This is a genomic window from Tenacibaculum todarodis, assembly GCF_001889045.1.
GTDB lineage: Bacteria > Bacteroidota > Bacteroidia > Flavobacteriales > Flavobacteriaceae > Polaribacter > Polaribacter todarodis.
In genome coordinates this window covers 436095-462447 of the sequence record NZ_CP018155.1, presented here as the reverse complement: position 1 = coordinate 462447, position 26353 = coordinate 436095, and the positions used below count along the sequence as shown (strand labels likewise).

General features: G+C 38.4%; 3 protein-coding genes. All 3 read right to left on the bottom strand.

Going from position 1 to position 26353, the window contains the following annotated elements:
* Nucleotides 1–3: 3 nt before the first annotated feature.
* Complete coding sequence (locus tag LPB136_RS13965) at nt 4–17418, bottom strand: Calx-beta domain-containing protein (protein WP_162272272.1); 17415 nt, start codon at nt 17416–17418, stop codon at nt 4–6.
* Nucleotides 17419–17908: 490 nt separating this feature from the next.
* Nucleotides 17909–22765 carry a DUF11 domain-containing protein gene (locus LPB136_RS02045; protein ID WP_072554542.1) on the bottom strand — a complete coding sequence of 1619 codons (4857 nt, stop codon included), beginning with the start codon at nt 22763–22765 and terminating at the stop codon, nt 17909–17911.
* A gap of 67 nt (nt 22766–22832) precedes the next feature.
* Nucleotides 22833–26099, bottom strand: a complete 3267-nt coding sequence (locus tag LPB136_RS02040; RefSeq protein ID WP_072554541.1) for a DUF11 domain-containing protein — start codon at nt 26097–26099, stop codon at nt 22833–22835.
* Nucleotides 26100–26353 lie beyond the last annotated feature (254 nt).

Sequence of the window (26353 nt, the reverse complement as noted above, 5' to 3'; positions counted from 1 at the left end):
TTATTAATGTACTATTTGTAACCAGCTCTTAATTACTGGGCTACCATTTTTAAGGTCAATTACATAGTAATATGTTCCTGTAGGTAACTTCTCTCCTGCACTAATTGTAGCTCTTCCATTTGAAGTTCCATCCCAATCATTCTTATAATCAGTTGCAGTATAAACTGTATTACCCCATCTGTTAAAGATACTTATTGTAGCTCCTGGATAGTTTTCAATACAATCGATTCTGAAATAATCATTAGTACCATCTCCATTTGGACTGAATACATTATAAACAGTTAAACAAATTGGTGTTAATGTTACAGTAAACTCATTGTCAGAAACATCAGTATCTAATTGATCTGAACTTTGAATTTCTACAGTATTAGAGTAATCTAAATTTCCACTAGCATTATCATTAACAATAACAGTTATTAATAACGTTACAGTTGAATTAGCTGGTACTGTTCCTACAGTCCATAAACCTGTTGTATGGTCATAATCGCCTAATTCTGCAACATCTGATACATATGTAAATCCTGATTGTAATTCTTCATTAATAACAACATTAGTAGCATCAAAGTTACTATGGTTTGTAAGTGTAATTGTAAACATTACTTCAGTAGTACCATTTGGCATTGGTGAAAGATTATCTACAGTTTTTACAACTTCTAAATTTACTTCAACAGGATTGTTTAATATAGTTACTGTTCCTTTAGGATCTACATTAGCTGTGTTTCCTGAAGTTACTTCTCCATTTACAACAAATGTTTCAGTTTCTTCATTCAATGTATCATCTAAAATTGGTACTGATACTACAACCATAGTTTCTCCTGCTGGTATTGTTACAGTTACTGTTGTTTCTACAAAATCGTCTGTTCCTGCTGTTCCTGTTGATGTAGTAATTGTTATTACAACATCTTCATCACTTGGGTTACTTAACGTTACTGGTACATCTGCTGTTGCATCTGTTCCTTCAGTTACAGTTACATCTCCAATTGTTACAGTTGGTACATCTGCTGGATCGTCTAAGATTGTTACAATTCCTGTTTCACTTGGATTTGCATTATCTGATGTTCCATTGATGGTAAACGTCTCTGTTGCTTCATCAATATTATCATCTATAATTGTTATAACAACTTCTCCTTGAGTCTCTCCTGCTGGTATTGTTACAGACACTACTGTTTCAACATAATCATCTGTTCCTGCAGTTCCTGATGTTACAGCTACTTCTACAACAACATCTTCATCACTTGGATTACTTAATGTTACCGGAATTACTGCTACTGGATCTTCTCCTTCTGTCACAGTTACATCGCCTAATTCAAGTGTTGGTACATCTGTTGGATCGTCAAGAATTGTTACAGAACCATTGTTTACTTCTGTTGCTGTTCCTGATGTTACTACTCCATTTAAGATGAAACTTTCTGTTGCTTCATCAATATTATCAGATAATACTTCTAAAGTTACATCTACACTTGTTTCTCCTGCTGGGATTGTTACAACTATTGTTGTTTCAATATAATCATCTGTTCCTGCTGTTCCTGATGTCTGTGTAATCTCGATAACTGTATCTACACTACTTGGTACATCAATTGTTACTGGAACTACAGCATCAACACTCATGTCTGATCCTTCTGTTACTATTACATCTCCAATTGTTACAACTGGTGTTGTTTCATTGTCTTCTATTGTAACTACTGAAGTATCTGTCTCATTATTTGTATTTCCACTTGTTACTTCTCCATTTACTGTGAAAGTCTCTGCAGGTTCAATTGTTCCATCATCAATTGTTCCGATTACAACATCTACACTTGTATCTCCTGCTGGAATTACTACTGTAATTGTTGTTTCATTGTAATCATCTGTTCCCGCGGTTCCTGTTGATGTAGTAATTTCTACTATTACATCTTCATCACTTGGATTGCTTAATGTTACTGGAATTACTGCGTCATCACCTTCTGTTACCGTTACATCGCCTAATTCAATCGTTGGTGTATCTGTTGGATCGTCTAAAATTGTTACTGTTGCTGGACTTGATGTCGTTGCATTGTCTGCCGTTCCTACTGCGGTTAAGCTCTCAGTTGCTTCATCTATATTATCATCTACAATTCCTAAGTTTACTACGCCTTGCGTATCACCTGCTGAAATTGTTACTGTTAATACTGTCTCTACATAATCTTCTTCGCCTGCTGTTCCTGCTGTCAACGTTACCGTTACATCTACATCTTCATCACTTGGGTTGCTTAACGTTACTGGAATTTCTGCCGTTGGGTCAGTTCCTTCTGTTACCGTTACATCGCCTAATTCAATCGTTGGTGTATCTGTTGGATCGTCTAAAATTGTTACTGTTGCTGGACTTGATGTCGTTGCATTGTCTGCCGTTCCTACTGCGGTTAAGCTTTCAGTTGCTTCATCTATATTATCATCTACAATTCCTAAGTTTACTACGCCTTGCGTATCACCTGCTGAAATTGTTACTGTTAATACTGTCTCTACATAATCTTCTTCGCCTGCTGTTCCTGCTGTCAACGTTACCGTTACATCTACATCTTCATCACTTGGGTTGCTTAACGTTACTGGAATTTCTGCCGTTGGGTCAGTTCCTTCTGTTACCGTTACATCGCCTAATTCAATCGTTGGTGTATCTGTTGGATCGTCTAAAATTGTTACTGTTGCTGGACTTGAAGTAGTTGCATTGTCTGCTGTTCCTACTGCGGTTAAGCTCTCTGTTGCTTCGTCAATATTATCATCTACAATTCCTAAGTTTACTACGCCTTGCGTATCACCTGCTGAAATTGTTACTGTTAATACTGTCTCTACATAATCTTCTTCGCCTGCTGTTCCTGCTGTCAACGTTACCGTTACATCTACTGGCTCACTACTTGGATTGCTTAACGTTACTGGAATTTCTGCCGTTGGGTCAGTTCCTTCTGTTACCGTTACATCGCCTAATTCAATCATTGGTGTATCTGTTGGATCGTCTAAGATCGTTACTGTTGCTGGACTTGATGTTGTTGCATTGTCTGCCGTTCCTACTGCGGTTAAGCTTTCAGTTGCTTCATCTATATTATCATCTACAATTCCTAAGTTTACTACGCCTTGCGTATCACCTGCTGAAATTGTTACTGTTAATACTGTCTCTACATAATCTTCTTCGCCTGCTGTTCCTGCTGTCAACGTTACCGTTACATCTACATCTTCATCACTTGGGTTGCTTAACGTTACTGGAATTTCTGCCGTTGGGTCAGTTCCTTCTGTTACCGTTACATCGCCTAATTCAATCGTTGGTGTATCTGTTGGATCGTCTAAAATTGTTACTGTTGCTGGACTTGAAGTAGTTGCATTGTCTGCTGTTCCTACTGCGGTTAAGCTCTCTGTTGCTTCGTCAATATTATCATCTACAATTCCTAAGTTTACTACGCCTTGCGTATCACCTGCTGAAATTGTTACTGTTAATACGGTCTCTACATAATCTTCTTCGCCTGCTGTTCCTGCTGTCAACGTTACCGTTACATCTACATCTTCATCACTTGGGTTGCTTAACGTTACTGGAATTTCTGCCGTTGGGTCAGTTCCTTCTGTTACCGTTACATCGCCTAATTCAATCGTTGGTGTATCTGTTGGATCGTCTAAGATCGTTACTGTTGCTGGACTTGATGTCGTTGCATTGTCTGCCGTTCCTACTGCGGTTAAGCTCTCAGTTGCTTCATCTATATTATCATCTACAATTCCTAAGTTTACTACGCCTTGCGTATCACCTGCTGAAATTGTTACTGTTAATACTGTCTCTACATAATCTTCTTCGCCTGCTGTTCCTGCTGTCAACGTTACCGTTACATCTACATCTTCATCACTTGGGTTGCTTAACGTTACTGGAATTTCTGCCGTTGGGTCAGTTCCTTCTGTTACCGTTACATCGCCTAATTCAATCGTTGGTGTATCCGTTGGATCGTCTAAGATCGTTACTGTTGCTGGACTTGATGTCGTTGCATTGTCTGCCGTTCCTACTGCGGTTAAGCTCTCAGTTGCTTCATCTATATTATCATCTACAATTCCTAAGTTTACTACGCCTTGCGTATCACCTGCTGAAATTGTTACTGTTAATACTGTCTCTACATAATCTTCTTCGCCTGCTGTTCCTGCTGTCAACGTTACCGTTACATCTACATCTTCATCACTTGGGTTGCTTAACGTTACTGGAATTTCTGCCGTTGGGTCAGTTCCTTCTGTTACCGTTACATCGCCTAATTCGATAACTGGTGTATCCGTTGGATCGTCTAAAATTGTTACTGTTGCTGGACTTGATGTTGTTGCATTGTCTGCCGTTCCTACTGCGGTTAAGCTCTCAGTTGCTTCATCTATATTATCATCTACAATTCCTAAGTTTACTACGCCTTGCGTATCACCTGCTGAAATTGTTACTGTTAATACTGTCTCTACATAATCTTCTTCGCCTGCTGTTCCTGCTGTCAACGTTACCGTTACTTCTACATCTTCATCACTTGGGTTGCTTAACGTTACTGGAATTTCTGCCGTTGGGTCAGTTCCTTCTGTTACCGTTACATCGCCTAATTCGATAACTGGTGTATCTGTTGGATCGTCTAAAATTGTTACTGTTGCTGGACTTGATGTCGTTGCATTGTCTGCCGTTCCTACTGCGGTTAAGCTTTCAGTTGCTTCATCTATATTATCATCTACAATTCCTAAGTTTACTACGCCTTGCGTATCACCTGCTGAAATTGTTACTGTTAATACTGTCTCTACATAATCTTCTTCGCCTGCTGTTCCTGCTGTCAACGTTACCGTTACATCTACATCTTCATCACTTGGGTTGCTTAACGTTACTGGAATTTCTGCCGTTGGGTCAGTTCCTTCTGTTACCGTTACATCGCCTAATTCAATCGTTGGTGTATCCGTTGGATCGTCTAAGATCGTTACTGTTGCTGGACTTGATGTTGTTGCATTGTCTGCCGTTCCTACTGCGGTTAAGCTCTCAGTTGCTTCATCTATATTATCATCTACAATTCCTAAGTTTACTACGCCTTGCGTATCACCTGCTGAAATTGTTACTGTTAATACTGTCTCTACATAATCTTCTTCGCCTGCTGTTCCTGCTGTCAACGTTACCGTTACATCTACATCTTCATCACTTGGGTTGCTTAACGTTACTGGAATTTCTGCCGTTGGGTCAGTTCCTTCTGTTACCGTTACATCGCCTAATTCAATCGTTGGTGTATCTGTTGGATCGTCTAAGATCGTTACTGTTGCTGGACTTGATGTCGTTGCATTGTCTGCCGTTCCTACTGCGGTTAAGCTCTCAGTTGCTTCATCTATATTATCATCTACAATTCCTAAGTTTACTACGCCTTGCGTATCACCTGCTGAAATTGTTACTGTTAATACTGTCTCTACATAATCTTCTTCGCCTGCTGTTCCTGCTGTCAACGTTACCGTTACATCTACATCTTCATCACTTGGGTTGCTTAACGTTACTGGAATTTCTGCCGTTGGGTCAGTTCCTTCTGTTACCGTTACATCGCCTAATTCAATCGTTGGTGTATCCGTTGGATCGTCTAAGATCGTTACTGTTGCTGGACTTGATGTCGTTGCATTGTCTGCCGTTCCTACTGCGGTTAAGCTCTCAGTTGCTTCATCTATATTATCATCTACAATTCCTAAGTTTACTACGCCTTGCGTATCACCTGCTGAAATTGTTACTGTTAATACTGTCTCTACATAATCTTCTTCGCCTGCTGTTCCTGCTGTCAACGTTACCGTTACATCTACATCTTCATCACTTGGGTTGCTTAACGTTACTGGAATTTCTGCCGTTGGGTCAGTTCCTTCTGTTACCGTTACATCGCCTAATTCAATCGTTGGTGTATCCGTTGGATCGTCTAAGATCGTTACTGTTGCTGGACTTGATGTTGTTGCATTGTCTGCCGTTCCTACTGCGGTTAAGCTTTCAGTTGCTTCATCTATATTATCATCTACAATTCCTAAGTTTACTACGCCTTGCGTATCACCTGCTGAAATTGTTACTGTTAATACTGTCTCTACATAATCTTCTTCGCCTGCTGTTCCTGCTGTCAACGTTACCGTTACATCTACATCTTCATCACTTGGGTTGCTTAACGTTACTGGAATTTCTGCCGTTGGGTCAGTTCCTTCTGTTACCGTTACATCGCCTAATTCAATCGTTGGTGTATCCGTTGGATCGTCTAAGATCGTTACTGTTGCTGGACTTGATGTCGTTGCATTGTCTGCCGTTCCTACTGCGGTTAAGCTCTCAGTTGCTTCATCTATATTATCATCTACAATTCCTAAGTTTACTACGCCTTGCGTATCACCTGCTGAAATTGTTACTGTTAATACTGTCTCTACATAATCTTCTTCGCCTGCTGTTCCTGCTGTCAACGTTACCGTTACATCTACATCTTCATCACTTGGGTTGCTTAACGTTACTGGAATTTCTGCCGTTGGGTCAGTTCCTTCTGTTACCGTTACATCGCCTAATTCAATCGTTGGTGTATCCGTTGGATCGTCTAAGATCGTTACTGTTGCTGGACTTGATGTCGTTGCATTGTCTGCCGTTCCTACTGCGGTTAAGCTCTCAGTTGCTTCATCTATATTATCATCTACAATTCCTAAGTTTACTACGCCTTGCGTATCACCTGCTGAAATTGTTACTGTTAATACTGTCTCTACATAATCTTCTTCGCCTGCTGTTCCTGCTGTCAACGTTACCGTTACATCTACATCTTCATCACTTGGGTTGCTTAACGTTACTGGAATTTCTGCCGTTGGGTCAGTTCCTTCTGTTACCGTTACATCGCCTAATTCAATCGTTGGTGTATCCGTTGGATCGTCTAAGATCGTTACTGTTGCTGGACTTGATGTTGTTGCATTGTCTGCCGTTCCTACTGCGGTTAAGCTTTCAGTTGCTTCATCTATATTATCATCTACAATTCCTAAGTTTACTACGCCTTGCGTATCACCTGCTGAAATTGTTACTGTTAATACTGTCTCTACATAATCTTCTTCGCCTGCTGTTCCTGCTGTCAACGTTACCGTTACATCTACATCTTCATCACTTGGGTTGCTTAACGTTACTGGAATTTCTGCCGTTGGGTCAGTTCCTTCTGTTACCGTTACATCGCCTAATTCAATCGTTGGTGTATCCGTTGGATCGTCTAAGATCGTTACTGTTGCTGGACTTGATGTCGTTGCATTGTCTGCCGTTCCTACTGCGGTTAAGCTCTCAGTTGCTTCATCTATATTATCATCTACAATTCCTAAGTTTACTACGCCTTGCGTATCACCTGCTGAAATTGTTACTGTTAATACTGTCTCTACATAATCTTCTTCGCCTGCTGTTCCTGCTGTCAACGTTACCGTTACATCTACATCTTCATCACTTGGGTTGCTTAACGTTACTGGAATTTCTGCCGTTGGGTCAGTTCCTTCTGTTACCGTTACATCGCCTAATTCAATCGTTGGTGTATCCGTTGGATCGTCTAAGATCGTTACTGTTGCTGGACTTGATGTCGTTGCATTGTCTGCCGTTCCTACTGCGGTTAAGCTCTCAGTTGCTTCATCTATATTATCATCTACAATTCCTAAGTTTACTACGCCTTGCGTATCACCTGCTGAAATTGTTACTGTTAATACTGTCTCTACATAATCTTCTTCGCCTGCTGTTCCTGCTGTCAACGTTACCGTTACTTCTACATCTTCATCACTTGGGTTGCTTAACGTTACTGGAATTTCTGCCGTTGGGTCAGTTCCTTCTGTTACCGTTACATCGCCTAATTCAATCGTTGGTGTATCCGTTGGATCGTCTAAAATTGTTACTGTTGCTGGACTTGATGTCGTTGCATTGTCTGCCGTTCCTACTGCGGTTAAGCTTTCAGTTGCTTCATCTATATTATCATCTACAATTCCTAAGTTTACTACGCCTTGCGTATCACCTGCTGAAATTGTTACTGTTAATACTGTCTCTACATAATCTTCTTCGCCTGCTGTTCCTGCTGTCAACGTTACCGTTACTTCTACATCTTCATCACTTGGGTTGCTTAACGTTACTGGAATTTCTGCCGTTGGGTCAGTTCCTTCTGTTACCGTTACATCGCCTAATTCGATAACTGGTGTATCTGTTGGATCGTCTAAAATTGTTACTGTTGCTGGACTTGATGTCGTTGCATTGTCTGCCGTTCCTACTGCGGTTAAGCTTTCAGTTGCTTCATCTATATTATCATCTACAATTCCTAAGTTTACTACGCCTTGCGTATCACCTGCTGAAATTGTTACTGTTAATACTGTCTCTACATAATCTTCTTCGCCTGCTGTTCCTGCTGTCAACGTTACCGTTACTTCTACATCTTCATCACTTGGGTTGCTTAACGTTACTGGAATTTCTGCCGTTGGGTCAGTTCCTTCTGTTACCGTTACATCGCCTAATTCAATCGTTGGTGTATCTGTTGGATCGTCTAAAATTGTTACTGTTGCTGGACTTGATGTCGTTGCATTGTCTGCCGTTCCTACTGCGGTTAAGCTTTCAGTTGCTTCATCTATATTATCATCTACAATTCCTAAGTTTACTACGCCTTGCGTATCACCTGCTGAAATTGTTACTGTTAATACTGTCTCTACATAATCTTCTTCGCCTGCTGTTCCTGCTGTCAACGTTACCGTTACATCTACATCTTCATCACTTGGGTTGCTTAACGTTACTGGAATTTCTGCCGTTGGGTCAGTTCCTTCTGTTACCGTTACATCGCCTAATTCAATCGTTGGTGTATCCGTTGGATCGTCTAAAATTGTTACTGTTGCTGGACTTGATGTCGTTGCATTGTCTGCCGTTCCTACTGCGGTTAAGCTTTCAGTTGCTTCATCTATATTATCATCTACAATTCCTAAGTTTACTACGCCTTGCGTATCACCTGCTGAAATTGTTACTGTTAATACTGTCTCTACATAATCTTCTTCGCCTGCTGTTCCTGCTGTCAACGTTACCGTTACTTCTACATCTTCATCACTTGGGTTGCTTAACGTTACTGGAATTTCTGCCGTTGGGTCAGTTCCTTCTGTTACCGTTACATCGCCTAATTCGATAACTGGTGTATCCGTTGGATCGTCTAAGATCGTTACTGTTGCTGGACTTGATGTCGTTGCATTGTCTGCCGTTCCTACTGCGGTTAAGCTCTCAGTTGCTTCATCTATATTATCATCTACAATTCCTAAGTTTACTACGCCTTGCGTATCACCTGCTGAAATTGTTACTGTTAATACTGTCTCTACATAATCTTCTTCGCCTGCTGTTCCTGCTGTCAACGTTACCGTTACATCTACATCTTCATCACTTGGGTTGCTTAACGTTACTGGAATTTCTGCCGTTGGGTCAGTTCCTTCTGTTACCGTTACATCGCCTAATTCGATAACTGGTGTATCTGTTGGATCGTCTAAGATCGTTACTGTTGCTGGACTTGATGTTGTTGCATTGTCTGCCGTTCCTACTGCGGTTAAGCTCTCAGTTGCTTCATCTATATTATCATCTACAATTCCTAAGTTTACTACGCCTTGCGTATCTCCTGCTGAAATTGTTACTGTTAATACTGTCTCTACATAATCTTCTTCGCCTGCTGTTCCTGCTGTCAACGTTACCGTTACATCTACATCTTCATCACTTGGGTTGCTTAACGTTACTGGAATTTCTGCCGTTGGGTCAGTTCCTTCTGTTACCGTTACATCGCCTAATTCAATCGTTGGTGTATCTGTTGGATCGTCTAAAATTGTTACTGTTGCTGGACTTGATGTCGTTGCATTGTCTGCCGTTCCTACTGCGGTTAAGCTTTCAGTTGCTTCATCTATATTATCATCTACAATTCCTAAGTTTACTACGCCTTGCGTATCACCTGCTGAAATTGTTACTGTTAATACTGTCTCTACATAATCTTCTTCGCCTGCTGTTCCTGCTGTCAACGTTACCGTTACATCTACATCTTCATCACTTGGGTTGCTTAACGTTACTGGAATTTCTGCCGTTGGGTCAGTTCCTTCTGTTACCGTTACATCGCCTAATTCAATCGTTGGTGTATCCGTTGGATCGTCTAAGATCGTTACTGTTGCTGGACTTGATGTCGTTGCATTGTCTGCCGTTCCTACTGCGGTTAAGCTCTCAGTTGCTTCATCTATATTATCATCTACAATTCCTAAGTTTACTACGCCTTGCGTATCACCTGCTGAAATTGTTACTGTTAATACTGTCTCTACATAATCTTCTTCGCCTGCTGTTCCTGCTGTCAACGTTACCGTTACATCTACATCTTCATCACTTGGGTTGCTTAACGTTACTGGAATTTCTGCCGTTGGGTCAGTTCCTTCTGTTACCGTTACATCGCCTAATTCAATCGTTGGTGTATCCGTTGGATCGTCTAAAATTGTTACTGTTGCTGGACTTGATGTTGTTGCATTGTCTGCCGTTCCTACTGCGGTTAAGCTTTCAGTTGCTTCATCTATATTATCATCTACAATTCCTAAGTTTACTACGCCTTGCGTATCACCTGCTGAAATTGTTACTGTTAATACTGTCTCTACATAATCTTCTTCGCCTGCTGTTCCTGCTGTCAACGTTACCGTTACATCTACATCTTCATCACTTGGGTTGCTTAACGTTACTGGAATTTCTGCCGTTGGGTCAGTTCCTTCTGTTACCGTTACATCGCCTAATTCAATCGTTGGTGTATCTGTTGGATCGTCTAAAATTGTTACTGTTGCTGGACTTGATGTCGTTGCATTGTCTGCCGTTCCTACTGCGGTTAAGCTTTCAGTTGCTTCATCTATATTATCATCTACAATTCCTAAGTTTACTACGCCTTGCGTATCACCTGCTGAAATTGTTACTGTTAATACTGTCTCTACATAATCTTCTTCGCCTGCTGTTCCTGCTGTCAACGTTACCGTTACTTCTACATCTTCATCACTTGGGTTGCTTAACGTTACTGGAATTTCTGCCGTTGGGTCAGTTCCTTCTGTTACCGTTACATCGCCTAATTCAATCGTTGGTGTATCCGTTGGATCGTCTAAGATCGTTACTGTTGCTGGACTTGATGTCGTTGCATTGTCTGCCGTTCCTACTGCGGTTAAGCTTTCAGTTGCTTCATCTATATTATCATCTACAATTCCTAAGTTTACTACGCCTTGCGTATCACCTGCTGAAATTGTTACTGTTAATACTGTCTCTACATAATCTTCTTCGCCTGCTGTTCCTGCTGTCAACGTTACCGTTACATCTACATCTTCATCACTTGGGTTGCTTAACGTTACTGGAATTTCTGCCGTTGGGTCAGTTCCTTCTGTTACCGTTACATCGCCTAATTCAATCGTTGGTGTATCCGTTGGATCGTCTAAGATCGTTACTGTTGCTGGACTTGATGTTGTTGCATTGTCTGCCGTTCCTACTGCGGTTAAGCTTTCAGTTGCTTCATCTATATTATCATCTACAATTCCTAAGTTTACTACGCCTTGCGTATCACCTGCTGAAATTGTTACTGTTAATACTGTCTCTACATAATCTTCTTCGCCTGCTGTTCCTGCTGTCAACGTTACCGTTACATCTACATCTTCATCACTTGGGTTGCTTAACGTTACTGGAATTTCTGCCGTTGGGTCAGTTCCTTCTGTTACCGTTACATCGCCTAATTCAATCGTTGGTGTATCCGTTGGATCGTCTAAGATCGTTACTGTTGCTGGACTTGATGTCGTTGCATTGTCTGCCGTTCCTACTGCGGTTAAGCTCTCAGTTGCTTCATCTATATTATCATCTACAATTCCTAAGTTTACTACGCCTTGCGTATCACCTGCTGAAATTGTTACTGTTAATACTGTCTCTACATAATCTTCTTCGCCTGCTGTTCCTGCTGTCAACGTTACCGTTACATCTACATCTTCATCACTTGGGTTGCTTAACGTTACTGGAATTTCTGCCGTTGGGTCAGTTCCTTCTGTTACCGTTACATCGCCTAATTCAATCGTTGGTGTATCCGTTGGATCGTCTAAGATCGTTACTGTTGCTGGACTTGATGTCGTTGCATTGTCTGCCGTTCCTACTGCGGTTAAGCTCTCAGTTGCTTCATCTATATTATCATCTACAATTCCTAAGTTTACTACGCCTTGCGTATCTCCTGCTGAAATTGTTACTGTTAATACTGTCTCTACATAATCTTCTTCGCCTGCTGTTCCTGCTGTCAACGTTACCGTTACATCTACATCTTCATCACTTGGGTTGCTTAACGTTACTGGAATTTCTGCCGTTGGGTCAGTTCCTTCTGTTACCGTTACATCGCCTAATTCAATCGTTGGTGTATCCGTTGGATCGTCTAAGATCGTTACTGTTGCTGGACTTGATGTCGTTGCATTGTCTGCCGTTCCTACTGCGGTTAAGCTTTCAGTTGCTTCATCTATATTATCATCTACAATTCCTAAGTTTACTACGCCTTGCGTATCTCCTGCTGAAATTGTTACTGTTAATACTGTCTCTACATAATCTTCTTCGCCTGCTGTTCCTGCTGTCAACGTTACCGTTACTTCTACATCTTCATCACTTGGGTTGCTTAACGTTACTGGAATTTCTGCCGTTGGGTCAGTTCCTTCTGTTACCGTTACATCGCCTAATTCAATCGTTGGTGTATCTGTTGGATCGTCTAAAATTGTTACTGTTGCTGGACTTGATGTCGTTGCATTGTCTGCCGTTCCTACTGCGGTTAAGCTCTCAGTTGCTTCATCTATATTATCATCTACAATTCCTAAGTTTACTACGCCTTGCGTATCACCTGCTGAAATTGTTACTGTTAATACTGTCTCTACATAATCTTCTTCGCCTGCTGTTCCTGCTGTCAACGTTACCGTTACATCTACATCTTCATCACTTGGGTTGCTTAACGTTACTGGAATTTCTGCCGTTGGGTCAGTTCCTTCTGTTACCGTTACATCGCCTAATTCAATCGTTGGTGTATCCGTTGGATCGTCTAAAATTGTTACTGTTGCTGGACTTGATGTCGTTGCATTGTCTGCCGTTCCTACTGCGGTTAAGCTTTCAGTTGCTTCATCTATATTATCATCTACAATTCCTAAGTTTACTACGCCTTGCGTATCACCTGCTGAAATTGTTACTGTTAATACTGTCTCTACATAATCTTCTTCGCCTGCTGTTCCTGCTGTCAACGTTACCGTTACTTCTACATCTTCATCACTTGGGTTGCTTAACGTTACTGGAATTTCTGCCGTTGGGTCAGTTCCTTCTGTTACCGTTACATCGCCTAATTCGATAACTGGTGTATCCGTTGGATCGTCTAAGATCGTTACTGTTGCTGGACTTGATGTCGTTGCATTGTCTGCCGTTCCTACTGCGGTTAAGCTCTCAGTTGCTTCATCTATATTATCATCTACAATTCCTAAGTTTACTACGCCTTGCGTATCACCTGCTGAAATTGTTACTGTTAATACTGTCTCTACATAATCTTCTTCGCCTGCTGTTCCTGCTGTCAACGTTACCGTTACATCTACATCTTCATCACTTGGGTTGCTTAACGTTACTGGAATTTCTGCCGTTGGGTCAGTTCCTTCTGTTACCGTTACATCGCCTAATTCGATAACTGGTGTATCTGTTGGATCGTCTAAGATCGTTACTGTTGCTGGACTTGATGTTGTTGCATTGTCTGCCGTTCCTACTGCGGTTAAGCTCTCAGTTGCTTCATCTATATTATCATCTACAATTCCTAAGTTTACTACGCCTTGCGTATCTCCTGCTGAAATTGTTACTGTTAATACTGTCTCTACATAATCTTCTTCGCCTGCTGTTCCTGCTGTCAACGTTACCGTTACATCTACATCTTCATCACTTGGGTTGCTTAACGTTACTGGAATTTCTGCCGTTGGGTCAGTTCCTTCTGTTACCGTTACATCGCCTAATTCAATCGTTGGTGTATCTGTTGGATCGTCTAAAATTGTTACTGTTGCTGGACTTGATGTCGTTGCATTGTCTGCCGTTCCTACTGCGGTTAAGCTTTCAGTTGCTTCATCTATATTATCATCTACAATTCCTAAGTTTACTACGCCTTGCGTATCACCTGCTGAAATTGTTACTGTTAATACTGTCTCTACATAATCTTCTTCGCCTGCTGTTCCTGCTGTCAACGTTACCGTTACATCTACATCTTCATCACTTGGGTTGCTTAACGTTACTGGAATTTCTGCCGTTGGGTCAGTTCCTTCTGTTACCGTTACATCGCCTAATTCAATCGTTGGTGTATCCGTTGGATCGTCTAAGATCGTTACTGTTGCTGGACTTGATGTCGTTGCATTGTCTGCCGTTCCTACTGCGGTTAAGCTCTCAGTTGCTTCATCTATATTATCATCTACAATTCCTAAGTTTACTACGCCTTGCGTATCACCTGCTGAAATTGTTACTGTTAATACTGTCTCTACATAATCTTCTTCGCCTGCTGTTCCTGCTGTCAACGTTACCGTTACATCTACATCTTCATCACTTGGGTTGCTTAACGTTACTGGAATTTCTGCCGTTGGGTCAGTTCCTTCTGTTACCGTTACATCGCCTAATTCAATCGTTGGTGTATCCGTTGGATCGTCTAAAATTGTTACTGTTGCTGGACTTGATGTTGTTGCATTGTCTGCCGTTCCTACTGCGGTTAAGCTTTCAGTTGCTTCATCTATATTATCATCTACAATTCCTAAGTTTACTACGCCTTGCGTATCACCTGCTGAAATTGTTACTGTTAATACTGTCTCTACATAATCTTCTTCGCCTGCTGTTCCTGCTGTCAACGTTACCGTTACATCTACATCTTCATCACTTGGGTTGCTTAACGTTACTGGAATTTCTGCCGTTGGGTCAGTTCCTTCTGTTACCGTTACATCGCCTAATTCAATCGTTGGTGTATCTGTTGGATCGTCTAAAATTGTTACTGTTGCTGGACTTGATGTCGTTGCATTGTCTGCCGTTCCTACTGCGGTTAAGCTTTCAGTTGCTTCATCTATATTATCATCTACAATTCCTAAGTTTACTACGCCTTGCGTATCACCTGCTGAAATTGTTACTGTTAATACTGTCTCTACATAATCTTCTTCGCCTGCTGTTCCTGCTGTCAACGTTACCGTTACTTCTACATCTTCATCACTTGGGTTGCTTAACGTTACTGGAATTTCTGCCGTTGGGTCAGTTCCTTCTGTTACCGTTACATCGCCTAATTCAATCGTTGGTGTATCCGTTGGATCGTCTAAGATCGTTACTGTTGCTGGACTTGATGTCGTTGCATTGTCTGCCGTTCCTACTGCGGTTAAGCTTTCAGTTGCTTCATCTATATTATCATCTACAATTCCTAAGTTTACTACGCCTTGCGTATCACCTGCTGAAATTGTTACTGTTAATACTGTCTCTACATAATCTTCTTCGCCTGCTGTTCCTGCTGTCAACGTTACCGTTACATCTACTGGCTCACTACTTGGATTGCTTAACGTTACTGGAATTTCTGCCGTTGGGTCAGTTCCTTCTGTTACCGTTACATCGCCTAATTCAATCGTTGGTACTGCATCATCATCATTGATCGTTCCTATTCCTGAAGCTGTAGTGTTTGATGTGTTTCCACTTGTTACAGATCCGTTAATTGTAAAACTCTCTGTTGGCTCATTCGTTGTATCTTCTTGTGTACTGATTGGAATCAATACTTGAGTATCTCCAGCATTGATTGTTACACTTACTGTAGTAGCTACATAATCTGATGCTCCTTGAGTCGTTCCGTTGTCATAAGTAATTGTTACAACTGTATTTTCACTACTTGGATTACTTAAGGTTACTGGGATAGATATTGCATCGCCTTCTGTTACTGTATCGTTTCCGATTGTTAACGTTGGCACTGCATCATCATCATTGATTGTTACCGATCCTGGAGCTCCACTTGTTGCGGTTGGACTTGTTCCACTCAAGGTAAAAGTTTCCGTTGGTTCATGTGTAGAATCATCTACAATTTGAATATTAACATTAGTTGTAGTTTGACCAGCTGGTATAGTAACGGTTACTGTTGTTGCAACATAATCTGCTGCTCCTTCCGTACTTCCATTATCATAAGTAAGAGAAATTATTGTTGGAAAAACACTAGGGTTAGTAATACTTACCGGCACAGTTGCTACTGCATCAGTTCCTTCAGTAACAATTACACTACCTATAACAATAGCATTAATGTCATTATCTAATATTGTTACAATAGAAGGTGTTGCGTTAGTTGCGTTTCCACTTGTAACTGTTCCATTTACATTAAATGTTTCCGTGTTTTCTAATAAAAGATCATCTTCAATTTCAATATCAACCGTAGTTGAAGTTTCACCAGGATTGAAAGTTACCTCTATTGTTGTTACAGTATAATCAGCTGTTCCAGCCGTACCTGTTGTTTGTGTAATCTCCACAACAACAATCTCATCGCTTGGATTACTAATACTTACTGGAATAGTTGCAAACGTATCTGTTCCTTCTGTTACCGTTACATCATCTAATATTACAACTGGAGTATCTTCATCTAATATAGTTACAGTTGCAGGTGTTGCCGGACAAGTACTTGAAGAAGTACCATTAACTGTAAAAGATTCTGTTGACTCTCCAACATTATCATTTAATATTGGTATAGTAACAATAGTACTTGTTGCATTTGCTGCAATAGTAACCTGTATAATTGTCTCAGAATAATCTGCCGTACCTCCGGCAGCAGGTGCAGATCCATATTGTGCTGTATCTGATGGGATTCCTATTATCACATCTACAATAACCGGTTCATTACTTGGGTGAGAAATACTAACAGGTAAAACTGCGTTTGCATCTGTACCCTCTGTAACTAACAAACTACCTATAGTTAACATAGGTAGTACTTTTATTGTTGCTGTAGCAAAATCATCTTCATGAATTTTATTGCTATCTGTTATAGGCATGGTAGCAGAAGCGTCATAAGTTTCAAAAGTAGCTACAGAAACAGTTTCATCAGCTTTAGATGTAAATACATTATCAAAATAAGTATTGGTTATATCTGCAGCCGTTATTGTATAAGTAGTTGTATATACCCATGTTTCACCGACATTTAAAATAGCATCGCCATCTCCATATGAAGTTGGTGTTGAAGTAATATCAGTACCATTTAACTTAGTAACTACAGAATTTAAATCAATAGTTCCTGTATTCATAATAGTAACTTCGTAAGTAATTACATTACCTTCTACATTCGTTCCATTATTTGTTTCTGATGCAGGCGAGGCCGCAGAAGAAACTTCATTAGCAACAATAGCAATGTTTTGGCTATATGCTTGTTGAGTTGTAAATGAAAACGCAAAAATAATTAGCAATAAACTAACCATTTTTGACCACTTTTTTGTCACGATGTTCTGATTGTAAATTTTTCCCATGCCTTACTAAAATAGGGTTACTTAAAATTATTATTAAAAAATAGACCTTGATAATCTAACTTAATCTCACTAAAAACACCATTCTTAAAATAAACAGAATGACGATTATAATATTTAGACACTTATTATTTAATAAGGTCACACTAATATCTATGTTGTTTAACATTTTAATTAATGATACTTTTATAATCAAATTATTATCAAAAAAAAGGAAGGTACTACACACTAAACGCATGTAATTAAAGAATTACTAAAAACAACAGCTGTTATTTGTAATAATATGTTATAAGTTTCCCTCATTTTAATTTAACAACTTAAATTAATATATCATTAAAACTTCTTTTATTAAATAAATAATTTCTTAATAAAAACAGTATTTAAATGTTTATGGGGGACATTTAATTTCTGCGAAAATACGTTGTTTTTTATTAATATTAAAAAAATATTCATTTTTACAACAAATTTAATTACCACTTGCTGGTGTGGAATCTGAATCTGTTTGATTTGATTGTGTTATTTCTGCTGTATTTGTTATTGTTCCAGCACTATTAACTGTTACCGTAATTTGTAATGTTATGCTTTGGTTTGCATTTAAATTTCCAATTGTCCATAAGTCTCTTAAACTATCTGCATCCCCACTATCTGTAAATGATTGACCTGAGGTATGTGAAACATAGGTTAAACCTGCTGGTAAAACATCTGTTACTTGTACACCTGTTGCATCTGCTGCACCACTATTAGTTACCGTAAGTGTATATATAATTGTGTCATTTATTTTCACAATGGCTTTGTTTACAGTTTTTGTTAAACTTAAATCTGCATTACAAGCTGTTGAAATATTTTCATCTAAAGCATCAGAATATGTAGATGTATATGTAGTTGTTGCAGTTTCATCATCTATATTTTCTATAGAATTATCTAACCCATTAGCACCTACATTGCTACCATCAAATTTTGCATTTGCAACACCTGTTGTTGTACCTGCTACATTTACTAAATCTCCTGCTACTAAATTGGTTGTTGGCACACCTGCTTCTACTGAGTCTGGACAGCCATCTCCATCACTGTCTAAATCCATACAATCTGCAATTCCATCACCATCTGTATCTGGCATAAAAAATACTTGAAATGAAATCCATTCATTAAAAGATTCTCCTGAATTACCTGAGAAACCTAACTGTGGATACCTATAATCAATACCTTCAGATGAAGAAATTCCTGAGTTTAAAACTGTTTTATCTATTGTAACTGAAGTTTCTCCTGCTGGGAATTGCACATACCATTCTGAAGCACTATTAAATATTTGATAAATTCTTATTTTACTACCAGAGGTAATAACACCTTCAGTTCCTAAACCTTCAATTTGTCTGTTATTTAAATCAAATCCAGAAGGAGCTCCAAGGGCATACATTGAAGCTGAAGGTGTAGCTTCATCTACATAACCTCCTAAGCCACTACCTGGCCAAGAAAGTGTAATATCTGATGCCTCTCCATTACCGGCGTTAGAACCTTTTCTTTGGGTAAACCTAATTACGGGGATAACTCCGGCACTTACATTAGATAAATTTAATGTATAATTAAGAGAATCATTTCCTGCATCAACCGTATTTCCTTGTACTTCAATACCATTTGCAGATGCAGTATATACTGCCGCTCCATTATATCCAACAAAAGAGTTTTGCACTAAGGCATAATTTGCTGTATTTGTACCGTCTGAAATAGTACCTGTTTGCCCTCCTGTAAATGTCCCTTCTGTTAATGGACATTCAACAGTATCTAAAATACCATCATTATCATCATCTAAATCACATTGATCACCAATTCCATCTAAGTCGTTATCTGCAAATAATTCACTTGTATTATTACAAGGATCACATTCATCTGCTTGTTGTGATGCATCTGCAGAAGTTCCGGCATCTGTTGCTGGTGTTCCAGGAACTCCAATATTTGCTCCAGTAGTATTTACTGAAGTATCTATTGAACCATCTGCATTTAAGTCTGAATAATTTAACGTTGCATTTGCTTCTAAAGCATCTGGACATCCATCGTTGTCACTGTCTGTGTCTTGATAATTAGGCGTTCCATCTCCATCTGTATCACAAGCTTGTGTTACTAAAATATCATCAATTGCTAAATCATTACCGTTAGTATTACTTACATTATTTCTAATAATAAATGTAATATTACTATTATCTAAAGCTACTATTGGTGTAGTTGTCTCAAATTTCTTCCAAGCGTTTGTATCTCCTTTAGTTTCTCTTTGTACATCTCCAGTATTTATTGCCGTACCTAAAATAGCTCCATTTTGCCATAGTTCTATTTGTACATTTGGCAAACCTCTACCAGCATTACTCGGTTTATCAACATCTAAATTTAAAATCCAAAAAGACACATCTATTAATGCACCGGTACCAACTCCTGTAAGATTTTGTTGATAAATAGCATCTAAAGTATTCCCAGCATTTACCATTAACATTCTACCAGTTGTTGCTAAACTACCTCCATCTGTATGGTCACCTATATCTTGCCAAACAGCTGAACCTGTAGCCGCCCAAATAGCCGACTCTGGAATATTATTAAACACTGAATAAAAGTCATCATCTAAATCGTTTCCAGCATAAGGATTTGATAAAGCATCATAACCATAAGCAGTTGTAATTCCAGGGTTTAATGAAGCTAAAGTAACACTTGAACTTGGTGTAGCATTTGCTGCATTTCCAAAATCTTGAGATAATAAGATTGAGTTAGTTATACCACAAGAAGCATTTTCATCTGTATCTAAAATACCATCATTATCATCATCCAAATCACATGTATCATCAACACCATCACCATCTGTATCTATACCTGATGGAAATGGGCAATCACAAGATGTTACTGCTGCATTTTGGAAATCTCCTGAATTATTTGCTGCTGCGGCTCCGTTTGGAACGCCTGTAGTTGCGTTTACATCGTTTGATGGGAATTGGTAATTTGGAGTTTGGCTTGTTGTTGTACCTGCTTCTACAGCATCTGAACAACCATCGTTATCACTGTCTAAATCTAAATAATCTGGTGTACCATCGTTATCGGTATCAATTGCTGGACACGCTTCAAATATCATTTCAACTCCATCAAAACCAACACCTTCAACTCCAATACCTGTTACAGAAAATGTTAACGAAGTTACAGACCCAATAACTTGTACACTACCTGCTGCTGTACGAGTATAATCACTACCAGATTCACTTCCTGGATCGGTAGTTCCTAAATTAATATTAGGTGCTCTAAAAAATTTATTTCCATTTACAATAAATTGATTATTACCAGATAACTTTTTAAAAGCAATTCCTGGTGTTGTTAATGTAAACTCAGAAGAATTACTAATATAATTTGGGCCAGCAGAATCTTCTTGCCCACTACCTCCTAACCTATCTATGTGAATAATAGGGTTATATACTTTTTGAGAAAATGTAATGGTAAAAGTAGCCGTTCCAGCATCGTCTGAAGCAGGGCTTGTATTAGCATCAGTAGTGGTATCCCAAGTGTAGATATATTCTAAAGAATTATCTCCAGCTAAAGAAGAGTTTGACCAAAAATTTGTAGTATTAAAAGCTCCGTTTGGACTGTAAGTAATACTTGTATTACTATCATTTGTAACGGCAAAAGCAACATTTGTTCCTCCAGCACTACCTGTTGCAGTTGTTCCAGAACTATTCCAATTTGTTGTTTGAGACAATGAACATGGGTTTTCTACAGAGTTTAGAATTCCATCGTTATCATGGTCATCATCACAAGTATCATCAACTCCATCATTATCTGAATCTAAACCTGAAGCAAAAGGACAGCTACAAGTTGTAACTGCTGCATTTTGAAAGTTTCCTGTGTTATTTGAAGTTGATGCAGTGTTAGGAACACCCGTTGTGTTATTTACATCATTTGAAGGAAACTGATAATTTGTACTTTGATCTGTTGTTGTACCTGCTTCTACGGCATCACTACAACCATCTCCATCACTATCTAAATCTAAATTATCTGTTATTCCATCTCCATCTGTATCTGGACATATTGTACCAGAAATTGTCATTGAAATTGCCGTTATTTCGGTTACAATATTTCTAACTGATACCGAAGCCTCTGCATCATCAACAATTAATAAAAATGAACTCGTTGGATTAGTTGGACTAAATCTTGCATTATAACCAAATTGAATACTATTGTCATCATTATTAAAAATTGCTTGAGAAATTGCACCTTGCGATATAAAGTTATTTAATTCAAAAGAATTTAAAGTCGTTTGTGTTACACCAGATACTGGTGTAGCTCCAGTAGGCGTCATCTGCGCTACCGCTAAAACATTTCCAGCGCTACCTAAATTATCCCAAGTACCTAAAACATTTGCTGCAATTATATCTCGCGCACCTGAATTATCCATATTTCCAATATTACCAAAACTAATTGAGGTTATATCAAAAGGAGTACCTGAAGCACTAATTGCTTGAATATGTAATTTAGGTTGGTCATCAACATCACCTCCACCAACTTCAAAAAACATTTGACCTGTTGTTGTGTTATTTACAATGGTTCCTTCGTTAGGACCAACTCCTAATGTATTATTATTTCCATCGCCTCCAGCGGCAGTTAAAATAACTTGGTTTCCATTAGTGTCTTCATAAACTAATCTTCCAGGAGTATCTACATCTCCTAAAACACTTAAACTTGAATTTAATGTAAATGGACTTGCTGGAAGTTGTGTACAACCTTCATCAGTATCTAAAATACCGTCATTATCATCATCTAAGTCATCTACATTTGCAACACCGTCATTATCAGTATCATCTAAACAAGTAGTAAAAGTTGTTGAAGCATCTATAAAACTAATATCTTCTGTACCTGTACCATCCCCTCTTTCGATCCTTATATATTCCCAATCTATTGGAGAGTTAAATGTAAAATCTAATTGTGCATTTGAACCTACTTGAGTCCAGATAGTAGCCCCAATAGAGCCTCCCCAACTAGAAGACACCCACACATCTACATCATCTCCATTTTGCCCATTAACAGTAACAGAGTCTCCGCTGTTTATAGCTTGACCCATTTGTAAGACTAGCTGATCTGCATTACTATTTAAACTTGCGGAAGTACCGTTATTATTACCTACTGCATTATTTGCGCCACCAACACCATTATTAAAAATAACAGCAGTTGCATATATATTTATATTAGAACTTGCACCCGCTACTTGCCCTGTTGGACATTGCGCAGAAGAAACACTAACAAAACTTAATGCCAAAAATAATGTAATAATAATTTTGTGAATTTTCAAGTAACTTTTATCCATAGTAATGACTTTTTCTATTTAATAATGCTTCAAAGATAATAATAATAATAATAATAATAATATATTTTTAATTACCACTAGCGGGTGTAGAATCTAAATCTGTTTGATTTGATTGCGTTATTTCTGCTGTGTTTATTATAGTTCCTGCACCATTTACAGTTGCTGTTATTTGTAAACTTACAGTTTGATTAACATTTAAATTACCAATATCCCAAACATTACCTGTATATGTTGTGCTTGTTGTTGATGAATTATCGGAAACAAAAGTTAACCCCGCAGGTAAAACGTCTGTTACTTGCACTCCAGTTGCATTTGACACTCCATTATTTGCTACCGTTAATGTGTACACAATATTACCTCCTATTTTTGGTAGCGCAGTATCTACACTTTTTGTTAAACTTAAATCTGCTTGACAAGCATTAATTGAAGCATCAATTACTGCTGGTGCTGTTGCATGCTCATAACCTGCTGTACCACTTGATGGATATATTGGATTTCCTTCTGCATCTGAAACTGTCCCTAAATTTTGTATGCTTCCACCATTACTTCCATCAGTTAAATTAGTTAAAGCTGCATCATTACTTAAAATAGTTCCTGCGCCTTCTACTGCATCTGGACAACCATCATTATCACTGTCTGTATCTAATTCATTTGGTTGACCGTCATTATCGCAATCATAATATGTAAAAGTATATGGTCTTACAGTGTTACCTGAACCACATATATCTTGGTCAATAATATCTGGAATAGACATTACAACTCCATTAGTAAGTTCTATAAATATTGATGTAAAAGATATTTTATGTCCTCTACAGTAATAATCGTCATCAGATAAATCATCTCCATTTTTAACTGTATAAGGTACCGTTATTTCATATAAATCTCCTGAGTTCTGTATAACTCTTGTAGTCGGAATGTTAGAAGGACCACTTGTAGAGTAATTAAAAATAAACCTTGAAATATCACCCTCTACAAAACCTACTAAATCATCTACTTCAATACTAATTGTTGCATCTAAAACAGTTCCTACAGAAACTGGCTCAAAAGCCCCAATATCAAAATCGGCTCCATTGTAATTTAAATTTAATGACAAATCTTTTTCACAGGCTGCATTTTGCTGCTCATTTACATCTAATATCCCATCATTATCTGCATCATCATCACATCCGTCTGGCACTGTATCATTATCAAAATCTAAATTATCATTAAAACCATCACACTTATCGGTTACATTTGGAACTCCATCTCCATCATCATCACATTGATCTCCTGTAACATTTGCATTTGTTGAACTTACATCGTCTTGACCTGTAATTCCGTTACCTGCTGTTCCTGGACCTACCGGAATACCGTTATCATTTACCGGGTTAGTTGCTGTGTTTATAGAACCATCTGCATTTAATTGTGACAATAAAACGCCACCATTACCTTCTAAAGCATCTGGACATCCATCGTTATCACTGTCTAAATCTAAATAATTAGGTGTTCCATCTCCATCTGTATCACAAGCTTGGGTTACTAAAATATCATCTATAGCTAAATCATTACCGTTTGTATTACTAACATTATTTCTAAGTATAAGTGTGATATCACTATTATCTAATGCTTTAATTGGTGAGGTTGTTTCAAATTTCTTCCAAGCATTTACATCTCCTCTAGCTTCCCTTGGTATATCCCCAGTATTTATTGGCGTACCTAAAATTGCTCCATTCTGCCAAAGCTCAATCTGAATGTTAGGCAAAGCCCTACCGTTACTACTTGGTTTGTCATAATCTAAATTTAACACCCAAAATGACACATCAATTAACGCGCCGGTTCCAACTCCAGTTAAAGTTTGTTGATAAATAGCATCTAATGTATTACCTGCATTTACCATTAACATTCTACCTGCAGTTGCGGTTGCTCCTCCATCTGTGTGGTCTCCTATAGTTTGCCACACATCACTTCCAGAAGTTGCCCAAGCTGCAGATTCAGGTATATTATTAAATACTGAATAAAAATCATCATTTAAATCGTTACCTGCATAAGGGTTTGACAAAGCATCATAACCATAGGCAGTTGTAATTCCTGGGTTTAATGAAGCTAAAGTAACACTAGAACTTGGTGTTGCGTTTGGAGCATTTCCAAAATCTTGAAATAATAATGTAGTATTAGTTATACCACAAGAAGCGTTTTCATCTGTATCTAAAATACCATCATTATCATTATCTAAATCACAACCATCTGGTATGGTGTCATTGTCGCTATCAATAGCATCATCAAAACCTTCACATTTGTCTACATCATCACAAACACCATCACCATCACTATCGCATGAAACAGTTATCAACACCGTTGCGGTATCACATAATGTTGTACCTCCAGTTTGACATATTTGATAGGTTACTGTATAATTATTTGCTGGTGTATTTGCTGGCACGATAATATTTCCATCATTATCAATTGTAACTCCAGTTAAACCACCTGTATTTGTTACTGTTATATCTACATCTGCATCTACAGGTGTTGCTCCATTATAATCATCATTTGCTAATACATTTCCTGGAGAACCTCCTGTTGGTGTAATTACATTAGCAGTAAAATTATCATTAACGGCCTCAATTGTAGCTGGAACCACATTACTAAATGCAATTTCAAACCTGTCATTTACATTTGCAGGTTGGTCTTGATTCATTGACACTTCAAAAGTTACAGAATTAAATGTTCCGTTTAAACGAACACTACCCGCAGCAGGATCATCTTCAGGCGCTCCACATTCTCCAGCATTGACATTATTATAAGGCAAAGTTCCTGATTCTCTTGTAATTGTTTGATTTACTTCATCAGTAATAAAATGAGTGTCATTTTGTGATAATTCTGTCAATGTAATTCCAGGAGTAATTACTCTTAACATAGAAGATGTGGTTTGTCCTCCTGGACCTCCACCTCCCCCTAATCTATCTATATGAATTACAGGATTTACAACTGGTGAACTAAAATTTATGGTTATAAATGCAGAATTTTGAAAGGTATGACGTAAACTCAATGAAGGATTTGAAACCATAGAAGGGTCACTAAAACCTGTTGAACAAGCTAAAAACTCTCCAGTTGTAAAATCATTTAAAGTAAAACCTGTACCAGAACCATAGTTTGTTGCAGATAATGATATATTAACAAGGTTTGCACCTGTTTGTCCGTTATTTGCTGACCAAGTTGTTGTTGCTCCAGAACCAGAAGCTGTCCAAGCCCCAGAATTTTGTGCTTCTACTGAAGCAGTAAAAAGAAATAAAGTAGCAATACAAAAAGTTACTATAGCTTTACCTAGCAACTTAACTAAAAAGTAAGAGTTATCCATCTAATAATTTATAATGATTATACAAATTTATACATGGGGGAAAGCGTATATTTTGCAAAAGTACATTTTTTTATCTAAAAAAAATAGTATCCTATAATTTACTTAGACACACCTTACACAAGGTAAGTCACATGAAATATTTCTTTTAAACTAAAAAACACATTACCTCATCTCTCTTAAAAACTAATAAAACAGTTAATTAACTTTAAATTTATTATTGCATATTAAGTTTTTAATGAATATGTTTGTGTATT